Here is a 13,047-nt window from a genome sequence, read left to right as displayed (position 1 = left end):
GGAATTATTTAGTGCTTTGTTTGATAAAAACTTCAGTAGCACCTTGACCATATTTTTGATAATTACCTTCTTGAAAAGCAATATTATCATACCGACCTAATAAAAAATCAAGCTCTGCTTTTAAGATTCCTTCACCAACACCATGTATAAAAACAATCTTAGGAATGCGATTGCGAATAGCAAATTCTATGTGTCTTTTTGCAGTTTCGGTTTGCAAGGTCAGAATATCATAATTGGACATTCCACGTTTATTAGGAACTAATTTTTCGATATGCAAATCGAACTCCGGAGCTGAAATTTCGTGTTTATCTTTACGTTCCTTGACAAAACTTCGTGGTTTCGGGATCTCTTTCTCTTTCGAAATTTCATCTACATTAATTCTTCTAATAGAATCCATTAAATTACTGGAATCGTTTATCTTAAGTAACTCATTGACAAAAAATGTCATCACAAAACCATCCTCTGTTTCTATCGTTACTTGCTTGTCTTTCACTGACAACACTACTCCGTTCATAGCTTCATCAAGCACTGAAACTTTATCTCCTTTATTAAACATTTTCGTCTTCTTTATCTTGATTTTTACTCGGTGTCTTAGCGCTCAATTGCATCATTCCATACATGAAAACAACAATTGCAACAACCATTACATAAACATTTTTCTCTGCATTCACTTGCTCATATAAAGCTATAATGATCGCAACAATCATTATGGGAATTAAAAACTTTTTCATCTCTTTAAATATCAGTTTCCAAAAGTAATGAATTTAAAATTGCTCTATTTATTATCTCAACCGTTTCTTATTTTTTTGTAAAATTGTAAAAAGAAAAACCATTGGATTTAGAAAAATATATGTTCCCCTGTTTAAGCAAAACACTCTTCGGAGTGGAGTGTTTGGGATGCGGTTTTCAGAGAGGACTTCTGCTGATTTTACAAGGTGATTTTATAGCCGCTTTCAAGATGTATCCAGCCATTTATACTACACTATTATTTTTAGGAATTGTTAGTTTACATTTTATTGATAAACGAAATAATTATCAAAAATACATTATTGGAATAGGAATTCTAAATGGGATATTTATGGTTGTTGGATATTTTTACAAACACTATTAAGCGATGATTTTGCATTTCTAAATTTAGAGAATAAGGCTTTAAAAATAAAAAAAGGCTTTAATTATTAAAATGCGCAACTAAAATAATTAACCGTTTTAAATTGGCTACAAGTCCTAAAAGTTGTTATTTTTGAGTGCAGGAATGAATCAGACTCATTTAGTTCAATTTGAATTTTTATTATTTATTAAAAAACAAACATAGTTTCAGATACTATGATTTCATTATCCATGAAAAAAATTCATTTACAAAAAACAGTTTCCATTTTTATTTTTATTTTAGGCATCATTTATCTCTATTTTACCTGGATGCGATTTAAAGACAATCGAACTGACAGCGTATTACAAATTGCAAAATCCATTGAAGTATCCTTACCAAAAAAGGATTTGAATAAACTTGAAGTAAAGTTATCTGATATTAACAAACCACAATACCAAGATTTAAAAAACACTTTAAAGGAAGTGATCAAAATTAATCCTAAAGCAAGTTTTGCGTATTTATATACTCAAAAAAATGGGAAAATATATTTCATCGTCGATTCAGAACCTGAAACTTCAAAAAATTATTCTCCTCCTGGACAAGAATACACTGAAGCAGATGGACCAACCTATCAAGCTTTTAATGATGGAAAGGATATTATTACTGAACCTTCTAGCGACAGATGGGGAACTTGGGTTAGTGCTTACATACCTATAAAAGATAAAACTACAGGTAAAACTATTGCTGTATATGGAATGGATTTTGACGCAAAATCATGGGATAATGATTTATTAATTGAAGTAATTGAATCCAGCTTACTGGTATTGTTATTCCTAATTACGTCGCATTTTTTATTTAAAATAATAGCCAAAAATAAAATACTCAATTTCGACATAATCAATCGAAAAACAGAAGAAGAGAAATTACATAATGCTTTAATAGTCCTTAACAAAAAAAACGACGAGCTGGATCAATTTGCTTATATCGTTTCACATGATTTAAAAGCACCACTAAGAGCTATTTACAGCCTTTCAGAATGGATTATTGAGGATTTAGATGTCGTTTCTGATGAAACAAATTCAAATTTTAAATTACTACAAGGAAGAATTCAAAGGATGGAAAACTTAATCAATGGCATTTTAGAGTATTCCCGTATTGGAACAACAAATATCGAACTCGAAAAGGTAGATTTACATCAAATGTTGGAAGAAATAGTTAAAACTATTGTGCCCAATGAAGGATATGAAGTCAGTATTGGGAACAATTTTCCCGTTATTAGTACAGAAAAAATATTAATGCACCAGGTTTTTAGTAACTTGATAAGCAATGCGGTAAAATATAACGACAAACCTATTGGAAAAATAGAATGTACTTATCTTTCATTACCTGATTTTCATCAATTTACCATAAAAGACAATGGTCCCGGAATACCCAAAAAATACCAAGAAAAAGTATTTGGTGTTTTTCAGACTATTTTAGCACGAGATGTCAAAGAAAGCACTGGAATTGGGCTGTCTATTGTCAAAAAAATCATCGAAGGAAAATCTGGAAAGATTCATATTGAATCTGACGGGATTCATGGTGCCAGTTTTATTTTTACTATTCCTAAAAACCCAAAAACGACAGTGTCATAAAGTTTACTCTTTTGCAAGCAGCAAATGAATAATTCAAGAACCCTATAATTGTTATATTTTTCGAGAATATGTCTAAAAATGTTACCAATCAAGAAAAACATTACATTCTCATTCAATATGCCAATTTCTTTGTGTTAATGTTGCCACTGTTTCTAAAAATCGCCTTACTTTTATGCCTTTAAATTAATAATTCAATCCTATAATCGTGACAAAAGATCTGATTATCAAAAATATTAGCGCTTTAAAAAGCCATTTTTCCATCAACTACGGAATCAAGACGAAAACGGAAGCCTTTACTGAAAAATTATTCTATACGCTATTTGATGCCAATGCTCCACTGGATGAAAGTATCGCTGAACTTGAATTACAATTCAAAGAAATTTCAGCAATTGCTTGTAAAAAACCACATGCATTATGCGATTCTATTTGGGACAAATATCTGGAAAGTTTACCCTCTGTTCTTGAAAAACTGAATCAGGATGCTGCCTACATTTTAGAAAATGATCCTGCCTCAAACAGTATTGAAGAAGTCTATTTAGCATATCCAGGATTCTACGCCATTGCCATCTATCGATTAAGCCATGAATTGTATTTATTAGACTTATTACTTTTCTCCAGATTAATGAGCGAATATGCGCATCGTATTACTGGAACTGACATTCATGCTGGCGCAACTATTGCATCGCCTTTCTTTATTGATCATGCCACCGGAATTGTAATTGGGGAGACTACTGTGATTGAAAAACACGTAAAAATTTACCAAGGAGTAACTTTAGGAGCATTAAGTGTGAGCAAAGACATGAAAAATGCAAAAAGACATCCTACTGTGGAGAAAAATGTTTGCATTTATGCCAATGCAACTATTCTAGGCGGAGAAACCGTAATTGGTAAAAACAGTATCATTGGGGGAAATGCTTGGGTTACTAAATCTATTCCGGCAAAATCGATGGTACTCAACACCACGACTACAGAAGTAAAAATAAAAGAAATAAATTAGCATGAAGCCACAAAAATTATTAGACCTGATTGGAAATACCCCTTTGGTGGAGACCGTTAATTTGGTTAAAAATAAAAACGTAAAACTTTTATTAAAACTCGAAGGAAACAATCCTGGAGGTAGCGTAAAAGACAGAGCGGCTTACAATATGATTAAATCTGCGCTGGAAAGAGGTGATATCAAAAAAGGAGACAAACTCATTGAAGCCACCAGTGGAAACACCGGAATTGCTTTGGCGATGATTGCTCAATTATTTAATATCGAAATTGAATTAATTCTTCCGGAAGATTCTACCAAAGAACGCACCCAAACAATGCGTGCTTATGGTGCCACCGTGATTTTAACACCTGCAGATACTGGAATCATTGGCTCCAGAGATTATGCTGATAAAAAAGTTGCCGAAGGCGGTTACATCATGCTGAATCAGTTTGCAAATGATGACAACTGGAAAGCACATTATAAAACCACTGGTCCGGAAATATGGAATGATACCGAGGGAACTGTAACGCATTTCGTTTCCGCAATGGGAACTACTGGAACGATTATAGGAACTTCTACTTATTTGAAAGAGAAAAACCCAACAATCCAAATCGTAGGCGCTCAACCAAGTGATGGCTCCCAAATTCCGGGAATCAGGAAATGGCCTCAAGAATATTTACCTAAAATTTTCGATGCCTCAAAAGTAGATACGATTATTGAAGTCACCGAACAAGAAGCCCGAGATATGACCAAACGTTTGGCTCTGGAAGAAGGCGTTTTTGCAGGAATGAGCAGCGGCGGTTCCGTTGCGGCAGCCTTAAAAATAGCCAATACTTTAGAATCGGGAGTTATTGTTGCCATTATCTGTGACCGCGGCGATCGGTATTTATCTTCGGATTTGTTTGACTAAATTAAAACACCTTTATAAACCTGCCTTCCTTTTCAGTATCTTTCCGATACAAAAAGGGAGGCAGGTTCGCTTTTAAGAAAAAGTTTTTTTTTATTTTTAATCCGATGAAACTCATTTTCTGAATTAAAATTTTACAATCTGGTACCAAATGAAAAATACAACATTAATTTACTGTATTCTATTTTTAGCACTATTTATGGGAGGAAAAGCACAGGCTCAAGACTGGCCAAATTTAAATAAATACCAAAATGAAAATGCAAATCTTAAACCCGCAGCAGCAGGTCAAAAAAGAATTGTATTTATGGGGGATTCTATAACCGAATTTTGGTCAATTATAAATGCAGAATACTTTGTCGGAAAACCATATATAAATCGTGGAATTAGCGGGCAAACAACACCTCAGATGCTGATTCGTTTCAGAGCCGATGTTATAGCTTTAAAACCAACCGCAGTGGTGATTTTAGCTGGAATAAATGACATTGCAGGAAACACAGGTCCGTCTACACTGGATATGATTGCAAATAATATTTTCTCAATGGCCGAATTAGCAAAAGCGAACCAGATCAAAGTAATTCTTTGTTCCGTTTTGCCTGCTTTTGATTTTCCTTGGAGACCCAATCAAAATCCTGCTGAAAAAGTAGTAGCCTTGAATGAAATGATAAAAAGATATGCAATAGCCAATGACATTCTGTTTGTTGATTATTATTCGGCTATGGTGGATAAACGAAAAGGATTACCCATCTCCTATTCTAATGACGGCGTACATCCTAATAAAGTAGGTTATGAAGTCATGGCTCCTATACTCGAAAAAGCAATAACCAAAGTTTTATAAAAAAAGTCACTTTAAAAAATACAAAAAATGAACTATCGCAGACTGGGTAAAACAGATTTTGAAATCTCCGAAATATCTCTTGGCACTTGGCAAGTAGGCGGAAAATGGGGTTCTCCCTTTAACGATAAAACCGCAGATCAGCTAATCAATACTGCCATTGACAACGGTGTAAATTTTATTGATACTGCTGATGTTTATGAAAATGGATTGAGTGAAACTGCTGTAGGCAGAGTAGTTCGTTCCCGCTCTGAACGAATTTATGTGGCTACTAAATGTGGTCGACACATTAATCCACATATCAATGAAGGCTATCAGCCTAAGGTACTACAGAAATTCGTAGAAGACAGCTTGAGAAGAACCGGTTTAGAAACATTGGATTTAATCCAATTGCATTGTCCTCCAACCGAAGTATTTTACCGTCCAGAAATTTTTGAAATGTTTGATCGTTTGAAAGAGCAAGGAAAAATTTTAAATCTTGGTGTCAGTGTCGAAAAAGTCGAAGAAGGACTAAAAGCTATTGAATTCCCAAATGTGACAACGGTTCAGATTATTTTCAATCTTTTCCGTCAGCGTCCATCCGAACTATTTTTCAAAGAAGCACTAAAACGTGATATCGGTATTATTGGGAGAGTTCCACTCGCAAGCGGACTCCTGACAGGGAAATTTAATGCTCAAACTACTTTTGACATACAAGATCACCGTAATTTTAATCGAAATGGAGATGCTTTTGACAAAGGGGAAACATTCTCTGGTATCAATTACGAACTTGGCTTAAAAGCCGTCGAAGAATTGAAAGCTCTATTTCCAAATACAACAAATCTGGCTCCTATTGCTTTGCAATGGATTTTGAGTTTTGATGAAGTAAGTTGTATTATTCCTGGTGCATCAAACGAAAGTCATGTATTGTCTAATTTATCTGTTTATGATTTACCAAAATTGACTTATGAAAAAATTGCTGCCATGAATGAAATTTATGAGCGTTATATCAAACCCGAAGTACACCAGCTTTGGTAATCCATTTTATAAAATAAAAAAGGCTCGATTAAATCGAGCCTTTTTTATATGAATCCTTACTTTTTATGCTAAAGTAGCCGTAGTAGATATTGCTGCATTCAATAGTTTAGAAATAGGGCAATTTTTCTCTGCTTTTGTAACTAATTGTTGAAAAACTTCATCTGTTATTGCTTTTACTTTTGCATTTACAGTTAAATGAGAAGTTATTATAGTTCCTTCTACCAATTCGATATCGCATTTCGTTTCGATGCTTTCAATTTCAAAACCTCCTTCAGTAATATAAGCTGAAAGCTGCATTGTAAAACAACCGGAATGCGCCGCTGCAACCAATTCTTCTGGGTTTGTCCCTACTCCTTCTTCGAAACGAGATTTGAATGAATATTGTGTATCCTTTAATGTTGTACTTTGGGTCGTTAGTTTCCCGGCTCCTTCTTTTAGTGAACCATTCCAGACTGCAGTTGCATTTCTTTTCATATTTGTAGTTTTTAGTTTACTCAAATTTAGTTCTTTTATCAAAAAAATGATTTCAGAAATTGCGTTTTTTAACGAAAATTTAAAGTTCAACCGGAATCAATTGCTATTCTTAAAGAAAATTGAAAATACAGCGCCTTTGTTTACTCCTTCACTTTCGGCCAAGAGTACCCCTTGATATTTTTCGACAATTTTTTTACATAAATACAATCCTATTCCGGTTGAAGGTTCGTTAGCCGTTCCTAATCTGCTTCTATTGGTAAATTTTTTGAAAAGTTCTTCCTTATATTTTGGATTGAAACCTATTCCCGAATCAGAAACAACAAAAGCTAATCGCTCTTTATTCAAATGAACACTAACCTTTATTTCACTTTCAGAAAGGGAGAATTTTATAGAATTATCAATTAAATTAACTAAAACCCGAATCAATAAATCTTCATCTATTTTTAGAAAAGCTTCTTCAACTTCAATAGTCGTAATCAGTTTGATTTTTTTATTTGCCAGTTTCTGTGCGACTTGTTCCCCTACATGAGAAAGAACAACGCTCATCTGAAGGTTTTTAGTATCCATTACTTTTTTTGAAATCTCATCTTCATCTTTAATGAGTTTTATAAAAGTTTCAATGAAAATAAATTGCTGTTCTGTAGATTGACAAATCAAATCAGCATATTCTGGAATGGAATCTGATGGATATTCTTCTACTATAAGTTTAGCCAATGACTGGGAGTTGCCCGCAAAACTTCTCAAATCATGCGAAAGTAAATACACTAAATCCTGCTTATCATTGATGTATTTTTCGTTTTCTGCAATTGATTCCTGAATATGTGCCATTAACAAACCCGCTTCATCTTTAAAGGTTATTGGCAACTCAGATACCACTCTGGTACTTCTGTAAGCATCCAATGCTTTTGAAGCTAACTCAATCGGTTTTATCAATTTTTTCAATACCCATAAGGTAATTCCTGTGGCCAGTAAAGTCATGATTAATGTAAAAACAACAATCGAATGAGGTGAAGCTGACTGTTTTCCATATAAAACAAAAAATAGCAATCCAATCAATGGAATGTGAATCCCTAGGAACGTAACAAAAAGGAATTTGTATGCATAACTGTTTTTAAGAAAACTAATTTTTGATAATTTACGATACAATTCCATATAATAGTCTTTTCATTGGAAATGTAAAGATATGCTTAAAAATGACAGTATAAAATTCGTACAATTAATTTTGCGTTAATAATAAAAATTTTAAAATCATGAAAGCACTTATCTTTGAAATTACTACTCTTTAACAACTATTTTTCGGAATGGGTTTACCAACAAAAAAACCTTAATTTTGCAGACTTCAAGATGTAATTCAATTGCTACCCGATAAAAATCAAAAATCTACAAACACCAATAAATAAAAGAGTTTTTTTAATACCTCTAAATAAATACTTCCCCAATGTTTAATAAAGCAAATTTTAAAGAATGGTTTGACCGATACAAATATGCAGAATTAGCGGCCACAAGTTCTGCATTGCTCAGCTCACAATTCAGTAGAATCCTTAGCGGTTTGACTACGGCATATTTAATTACATTTGCGGAATATTTGGCATTTTATGGAATCATAATTGCTAGATCTTATAAAAAAATGGCTAAAAAAAACCAAGAACTTGGTCAAAAAACCACTTTAAAAGAAACGCTTTTATTGGTGAAAAATTTGGTATTAGAGTTTGGTTATCCTGCTATTTTAGATTTCTTCATTATTCGTCCGTTTTGTATGTATTGGATGCCAATAGTAACCGGAAATTATTTTCTAGGAATCATACTTGGAAAAATCACTGCCGATTTATGTTTCTACTTACCCACGATAATTAACTACGAATTAATTAAGCAAAAACAATAATTGTATTTCATCTCAAGGATTTAAACTTGGTTACTTTAGTGAATTGTTTTACGTCGAAATTTAAAAAATACGACAATGGTTATAACAACCATAAATACAATAAAAATGGAGTGTCGGAGTAGTTCGACTTCTTTTAAAAGGTATTCCAGACTGCTATGAAATAACATCCCGAGAGCAATATAGACTATTATAAAAATAATGGTCCCAATGCCATTGACAACAAAAAAAGTTTGCCATTTCACCCGAAACATTCCTGCAAAAATAGGACTAAAAAATCGCACTTTAGGAATAAAACTTAAGAGCAATATCGTCCGAACATGATGCTCTTTTAGCCCTTTTAGGTATTTCTTCTGCAGCTTTTCACTGACGCTATTTTTAAAACGATTAATCAATTTATTCCCAGAATAGGCAAGCCAATAAAAGACCGTATCAATAATGGTAACCCCCAGAAATGCTGCTAAACCTGCAAAATAGGGATTAATTAAATGGTGCTCTGCAATATAGCCAATGGATAACAAGGTTACTTCTTCAGGAATGGGAGTTAATTGGTCCAAGAAAAGAAACCAAATAAAAATTCCTAAATAACTTATAGGACTCTGTGAAATGACTTCGCTAAACATAGCATCCTTTTTTAGTTACTCAAATTTACTAAATAGTACGCTATTAATCAATTAGTTATAATTAAAATTATATTTTAAAACTACACTGAATACTAAAACTTAGACTTAGAATCAATGCATTGTTTATAATAAAACCATAACTCCTCCTGCCCCCGATTACAGCCAAAAACTCGCAATTGAGACCAACTAAAGCTCTTTTAATAATGTATTGTTGCAGCTTGCGGGATTGCTGGTTTGTAACGGAAAGAGGGATTGGGCTTAAATAAAAAACACCTAAGAATGAAAATATTTCTCAATTTGAATTTATAAAACCATTCAAACGCTTATTTTTGCGCTATGGCAAAGAAAAATACAGACAAAGTTGTCTTTCATCAAATAAAAGTCCTTGATGCTGGTGCAAAAGGCGTTTCGGTAGCAAAGGCTCCCGATGGTAAAGTAGTTTTTATCCCGAATGTGGTTCCGGGTGATGTGGTTGATGTGCAGACTTTCAAGAAGCGCAAGGCCTATTACGAAGGAAAAGCAGTTCATTTTCATGAATATTCTGAGCATCGTGTGGAACCTATTTGCGAGCACTTTGGTGTTTGTGGCGGTTGTAAATGGCAGAATATGAAATACAGCCAACAGTTGTATTATAAACAAAATGAAGTAAAAAATCACTTGCAGCGCATTGGAAAAATAGAACTTCCGGAATTTGAACCGATTCTTGGTTCGGAAAAACAGTTTTTTTACAGAAACAAAATGGAATTTTCGTTTTCGAACAGCCGTTGGTTAACTGAAAAAGAAATTGACAGCACGGAAGATTTAGGAAACAGAAACGCGCTTGGTTTTCACATTCCGAAAATGTGGGATAAAATCCTTGACATCAATAAATGTCATTTGCAGGAAGATCCATCGAATGCGATTAGAAATGAAGTGAGAGCTTTTGCTAATGAGCATGGTTTGACTTTCTTTAATCCAAGAGCACACGAAGGATTGCTTAGAACTTTGATGTTGCGTACAGCTTCGACTGGAGAAATCATGGTTTTGATTCAGTTTTTTGAGAATGACAAAGCCAATAGAGAATTGCTTCTCGATCATCTTTACGAGAAATTTCCGCAAATTACTTCGCTTCAATACGTGGTGAACAATAAAGCCAACGATACTTTATACGACACCGATATTAAATTATACAAAGGAAGAGATTACATTCTGGAAGAAATGGAAGGCTTGAAATTTAGCATTAATGCGAAATCTTTTTACCAAACCAATTCCGACCAAGCGTATGAATTGTATAAAATAACACGAGATTTTGCTGGTCTTACCGGTAATGAAATTGTTTATGATTTATATACTGGTACGGGAACTATTGCTCAGTTTGTTTCGAAAAAAGCAAAAAAAGTAATCGGTGTGGAAAGTGTTCCTGAAGCAATTAAAGACGCAAAATTGAATGCAGAGCGTAATGAAATTACGAATTGTGAGTTCTTTGTAGGAGATATGAAAGTCGTTTTTAACGATAGTTTCATTGCTCAACACGGTCATCCTGATGTAATTATTACAGATCCGCCAAGAGATGGAATGCATAAAGACGTAATTGAACAAATTATGAAAATTGCTCCTGAAAAAGTGGTTTATGTAAGTTGTAATTCGGCAACTCAGGCTCGTGATTTGGCTTTGATGGATGAGAAATACAAAGTGACTCGAGTACGTCCTGTGGATATGTTTCCACAAACGCATCATGTTGAAAATGTTGTACTTTTGGAAAGACGATAATTGATTTTTGATCGCAGATTTTAATAAACTGCAATCAAAAATCTTCATTAAAAAAATATGAAAAAAATAATTTTATTGGTATTCGCTATAGCGCTATTCTTCTCCAGTTGTGAGAAAGATGATATTTGCGATGCAAATACTCCTACAACACCCAGACTTGTAATCACTTTTTATGATTACGACAATCCTTCCGTTTTAAAAACCGTGACGAAGTTGAAAGTTGTGGGCGCAGGAATGACTGATGGAATTATTTTTAATGCCACTGCTACAGATGATTCTAAATACCTAACCAGCGGAAGTACGATTTCGATTCCATTGAAAACAAACGAAGATACGACCAGTTATAGCTTTACCTTAAATTATGGAAATGCTAATCCTGTATTCGTTAATGAAGATAATATCAAATTTGATTATACGAGAAAAGAAGTCTTTGTATCAAGAGCATGCGGTTTTAAAACCCTTTTTACTTTAAACACCGCAAATCCTTATACACATACTGACGCTACGGTTCCAGATACAAAATGGATAAAATACATCTCGGTTGAAAAAAGTAATATAGAAAACGAAAATGAAACACACATTAAAATATTTTTTTAGTTTTTGCCTCATGTTGTCTATATTCTTGGCTCAAGCCCAAGAGACTAATGCAACTCAAAAAACAAAAATGGACGGAGTTATCCCTGAAGCTCCAAAACCTATAGTTAAAAAAAACGCCACCGAAATAAAGAACGATACCCTTGTAAAAACGGATCGTTATGGTTTCCGTGTAGGTGTTGATTTATACAAATTGACGCGTGCTTTTTATGATAAAAACTACAAAGGCTTAGAATTAGTCGGCGATTATAGATTGACAAAAAAATATTTTTTGGCGGCCGAAGTTGGAAACGAAAATAAAACAACCGATGACGACCGATTGAATACCACTGCAAAAGGGACATATCTAAAAGTAGGTTTTGATTACAATGGTTATGAAAACTGGCTGAATATGGAAAATATCATTTCGATAGGAATGCGATATGGCGTGAGTAGTTTTAGCCAACAATTAAATACTTATAAAATCTACAATGCAAATCCTTATTTTGGTGAAGTACCAGCAATAACATCCGGGGCAAAATACAATGGATTAACCGCAAGCTGGATTGAAGTTGTAGCAGGAGTAAAAGCTAAAGTTTTTAACAATGTGTTTGTGGGTTTCAGCCTTCGTTTGAATACTTTAGTTTCTAATAAAAAACCAGATAATTTTGACAACCTATACATTCCGGGCTTTAACAGAACTTATAATGGTACTTTTGGAGTAGGATTAAATTATACCGTTACTTATTTAATCCCTTTTTACAAGAAAAAGACAGCTACAGTCGTTACTAAAAAAGTAGAGAAGAAATAATTACGAATTTAGAATAAAAAAATATCGCAAAGAAAACCAACAGTATTCTCTTTGCGATATTTTTTTGTTTTGAGTAAAATGAATAAAAATATACTGTGACTTTTACTTAAATGAACTTACATTCCTTATATGGTGCGGATTTTAAACCATATAAGGAATGTAAGTTCATTTAAGAATGCTCTAATTATTATATTTTTTAAAGTAAAAACATAATTTTTACAACTATCCAATAACCCGAAGTCCTTTTATGAAAATCCATTTCATAAATAATTTCTCGCCGTCTTTAGTTTTCACCGCTTGAAATTTTGGAGATAAAAGTGTTCCAATAGCAAACGCCGTTAAAGGAACAAAAAAACCAGTTAAAGCAGTGTAATGTGCCACTATATATCTAAATAATGTAAATAATATGGCAAAACAACCTAACTGGTATATAAATGCACGTACTTGTAATTTGGTCATTTTTTGTTTAAAGTTTAAGGTTTGAA

The 13,047-nt window shown here is 33.4% G+C and carries 16 protein-coding genes; 10 read left to right on the top strand and 6 right to left on the bottom strand.

Going from position 1 to position 13,047, the window contains the following annotated elements; genetic code table 11:
* Nucleotides 1-4 precede the first annotated feature (4 nt).
* A complete protein-coding gene (locus OA85_RS01475) occupies nt 5-556 on the bottom strand; it encodes a Smr/MutS family protein (RefSeq protein WP_039107653.1) in 552 nt (183 codons plus the stop codon).
* Entirely contained in the window at nt 549-731 is a 183-nt protein-coding gene (locus OA85_RS01470; RefSeq protein ID WP_039107651.1) for a hypothetical protein, read from the bottom strand. The genes OA85_RS01475 and OA85_RS01470 overlap by 8 nt, the downstream gene beginning before the upstream one ends.
* Nucleotides 732-832: 101 nt before the next feature.
* On the opposite strand from OA85_RS01470, the gene OA85_RS01465 reads away from it, so the two are divergent.
* From OA85_RS01465 to OA85_RS01440, 6 genes are all read left to right on the top strand, one after another.
* Nucleotides 833-1,111 (top strand): DUF2752 domain-containing protein, encoded by a 279-nt coding sequence (locus OA85_RS01465; protein ID WP_039107648.1) that lies wholly within the window; start codon nt 833-835, stop codon nt 1,109-1,111.
* A 227-nt stretch (nt 1,112-1,338) separates the two neighbouring features.
* On the top strand, nt 1,339-2,721 hold the full coding sequence (locus tag OA85_RS16945) for an ATP-binding protein (protein WP_231557056.1): 1,383 nt from the start codon (nt 1,339-1,341) through the stop codon (nt 2,719-2,721).
* A gap of 205 nt (nt 2,722-2,926) precedes the next feature.
* Nucleotides 2,927-3,718 (top strand): serine O-acetyltransferase EpsC, encoded by a 792-nt coding sequence (gene epsC, locus OA85_RS01455; RefSeq protein ID WP_039107646.1) that lies wholly within the window; start codon nt 2,927-2,929, stop codon nt 3,716-3,718.
* Between the two features lies 1 nt (nt 3,719).
* The gene (gene cysM, locus OA85_RS01450; RefSeq protein ID WP_039107644.1) at nt 3,720-4,607 is read left to right on the top strand and encodes a cysteine synthase CysM; all 888 of its coding nucleotides are present in this window, start codon (nt 3,720-3,722) and stop codon (nt 4,605-4,607) included.
* 148 nt (nt 4,608-4,755) lie between these two features.
* Nucleotides 4,756-5,439: an SGNH/GDSL hydrolase family protein gene (locus tag OA85_RS01445; RefSeq protein ID WP_231557055.1), complete on the top strand. Its 684-nt coding sequence runs from the start codon at nt 4,756-4,758 to the stop codon at nt 5,437-5,439.
* Between the two features lie 27 nt (nt 5,440-5,466).
* Nucleotides 5,467-6,453 (top strand): aldo/keto reductase, encoded by a 987-nt coding sequence (locus OA85_RS01440; protein ID WP_039107640.1) that lies wholly within the window; start codon nt 5,467-5,469, stop codon nt 6,451-6,453.
* Nucleotides 6,454-6,516: 63 nt separating this feature from the next.
* Here the strand turns inward: OA85_RS01440 and OA85_RS01435 are convergent, their stop codons facing one another.
* Nucleotides 6,517-6,927, bottom strand: a complete 411-nt coding sequence (locus OA85_RS01435) for an OsmC family peroxiredoxin (protein WP_039109268.1) — start codon at nt 6,925-6,927, stop codon at nt 6,517-6,519.
* A 96-nt stretch (nt 6,928-7,023) separates the two neighbouring features.
* Entirely contained in the window at nt 7,024-8,079 is a 1,056-nt protein-coding gene (locus OA85_RS01430) for a sensor histidine kinase KdpD (protein ID WP_039107638.1), read from the bottom strand.
* 286 nt (nt 8,080-8,365) lie between these two features.
* On the opposite strand from OA85_RS01430, the gene OA85_RS01425 reads away from it, so the two are divergent.
* Nucleotides 8,366-8,809, top strand: coding sequence for a hypothetical protein (locus OA85_RS01425; protein WP_039107636.1), 444 nt, complete (start codon nt 8,366-8,368; stop codon nt 8,807-8,809).
* 35 nt (nt 8,810-8,844) lie between these two features.
* Here the strand turns inward: OA85_RS01425 and OA85_RS01420 are convergent, their stop codons facing one another.
* Nucleotides 8,845-9,429 carry a DedA family protein gene (locus OA85_RS01420; RefSeq protein WP_039107634.1) on the bottom strand — a complete coding sequence of 195 codons (585 nt, stop codon included), beginning with the start codon at nt 9,427-9,429 and terminating at the stop codon, nt 8,845-8,847.
* 336 nt (nt 9,430-9,765) lie between these two features.
* On the opposite strand from OA85_RS01420, the gene rlmD reads away from it, so the two are divergent.
* From rlmD to OA85_RS01405, 3 genes are read left to right on the top strand one after another with little or no spacing between them, the layout of a single operon-like run.
* The gene (gene rlmD, locus OA85_RS01415; RefSeq protein ID WP_039107631.1) at nt 9,766-11,178 is read left to right on the top strand and encodes a 23S rRNA (uracil(1939)-C(5))-methyltransferase RlmD; all 1,413 of its coding nucleotides are present in this window, start codon (nt 9,766-9,768) and stop codon (nt 11,176-11,178) included.
* 57 nt (nt 11,179-11,235) lie between these two features.
* Nucleotides 11,236-11,775 carry a DUF6452 family protein gene (locus OA85_RS01410; protein ID WP_039107630.1) on the top strand — a complete coding sequence of 180 codons (540 nt, stop codon included), beginning with the start codon at nt 11,236-11,238 and terminating at the stop codon, nt 11,773-11,775.
* Nucleotides 11,747-12,562 carry a DUF6048 family protein gene (locus OA85_RS01405; RefSeq protein ID WP_039107629.1) on the top strand — a complete coding sequence of 272 codons (816 nt, stop codon included), beginning with the start codon at nt 11,747-11,749 and terminating at the stop codon, nt 12,560-12,562. The genes OA85_RS01410 and OA85_RS01405 overlap by 29 nt, the downstream gene beginning before the upstream one ends.
* A 222-nt stretch (nt 12,563-12,784) precedes the next feature.
* On the opposite strand, the gene OA85_RS01400 is transcribed toward OA85_RS01405, so the two are convergent.
* On the bottom strand, nt 12,785-13,021 hold the full coding sequence (locus tag OA85_RS01400) for a hypothetical protein (RefSeq protein WP_039107628.1): 237 nt from the start codon (nt 13,019-13,021) through the stop codon (nt 12,785-12,787).
* Nucleotides 13,022-13,047 lie beyond the last annotated feature (26 nt).

It is taken from the genome of Flavobacterium sp. AED (assembly GCF_000812945.1).
Taxonomy (GTDB): Bacteria; Bacteroidota; Bacteroidia; order Flavobacteriales; family Flavobacteriaceae; genus Flavobacterium.
The sequence above is the reverse complement of the archived record's forward strand: the minus strand, read 5'-3'. Positions and strand labels throughout refer to the sequence as shown.

Excerpts from the sequence above, each read along its gene's own strand:
- OA85_RS01475 (WP_039107653.1), bottom strand. The coding sequence starts at position 556 with ATGTTTAATAAAGGAGATAAAGTTTCAGTGCTTGATGAAGCTATGAAC.
- OA85_RS01470 (WP_039107651.1), bottom strand. The coding sequence starts at position 731 with ATGAAAAAGTTTTTAATTCCCATAATGATTGTTGCGATCATTATAGCT.
- OA85_RS16945 (WP_231557056.1), top strand. The coding sequence starts at position 1,339 with ATGAAAAAAATTCATTTACAAAAAACAGTTTCCATTTTTATTTTTATT.
- cysM (WP_039107644.1), top strand. The coding sequence starts at position 3,720 with ATGAAGCCACAAAAATTATTAGACCTGATTGGAAATACCCCTTTGGTG.
- OA85_RS01445 (WP_231557055.1), top strand. The coding sequence starts at position 4,756 with ATGAAAAATACAACATTAATTTACTGTATTCTATTTTTAGCACTATTT.
- OA85_RS01440 (WP_039107640.1), top strand. The coding sequence starts at position 5,467 with ATGAACTATCGCAGACTGGGTAAAACAGATTTTGAAATCTCCGAAATA.
- OA85_RS01435 (WP_039109268.1), bottom strand. The coding sequence starts at position 6,927 with ATGAAAAGAAATGCAACTGCAGTCTGGAATGGTTCACTAAAAGAAGGA.
- OA85_RS01430 (WP_039107638.1), bottom strand. The coding sequence starts at position 8,079 with ATGGAATTGTATCGTAAATTATCAAAAATTAGTTTTCTTAAAAACAGT.
- OA85_RS01425 (WP_039107636.1), top strand. The coding sequence starts at position 8,366 with ATGTTTAATAAAGCAAATTTTAAAGAATGGTTTGACCGATACAAATAT.
- OA85_RS01420 (WP_039107634.1), bottom strand. The coding sequence starts at position 9,429 with ATGTTTAGCGAAGTCATTTCACAGAGTCCTATAAGTTATTTAGGAATT.
- rlmD (WP_039107631.1), top strand. The coding sequence starts at position 9,766 with ATGGCAAAGAAAAATACAGACAAAGTTGTCTTTCATCAAATAAAAGTC.
- OA85_RS01410 (WP_039107630.1), top strand. The coding sequence starts at position 11,236 with ATGAAAAAAATAATTTTATTGGTATTCGCTATAGCGCTATTCTTCTCC.
- OA85_RS01405 (WP_039107629.1), top strand. The coding sequence starts at position 11,747 with ATGAAACACACATTAAAATATTTTTTTAGTTTTTGCCTCATGTTGTCT.
- OA85_RS01400 (WP_039107628.1), bottom strand. The coding sequence starts at position 13,021 with ATGACCAAATTACAAGTACGTGCATTTATATACCAGTTAGGTTGTTTT.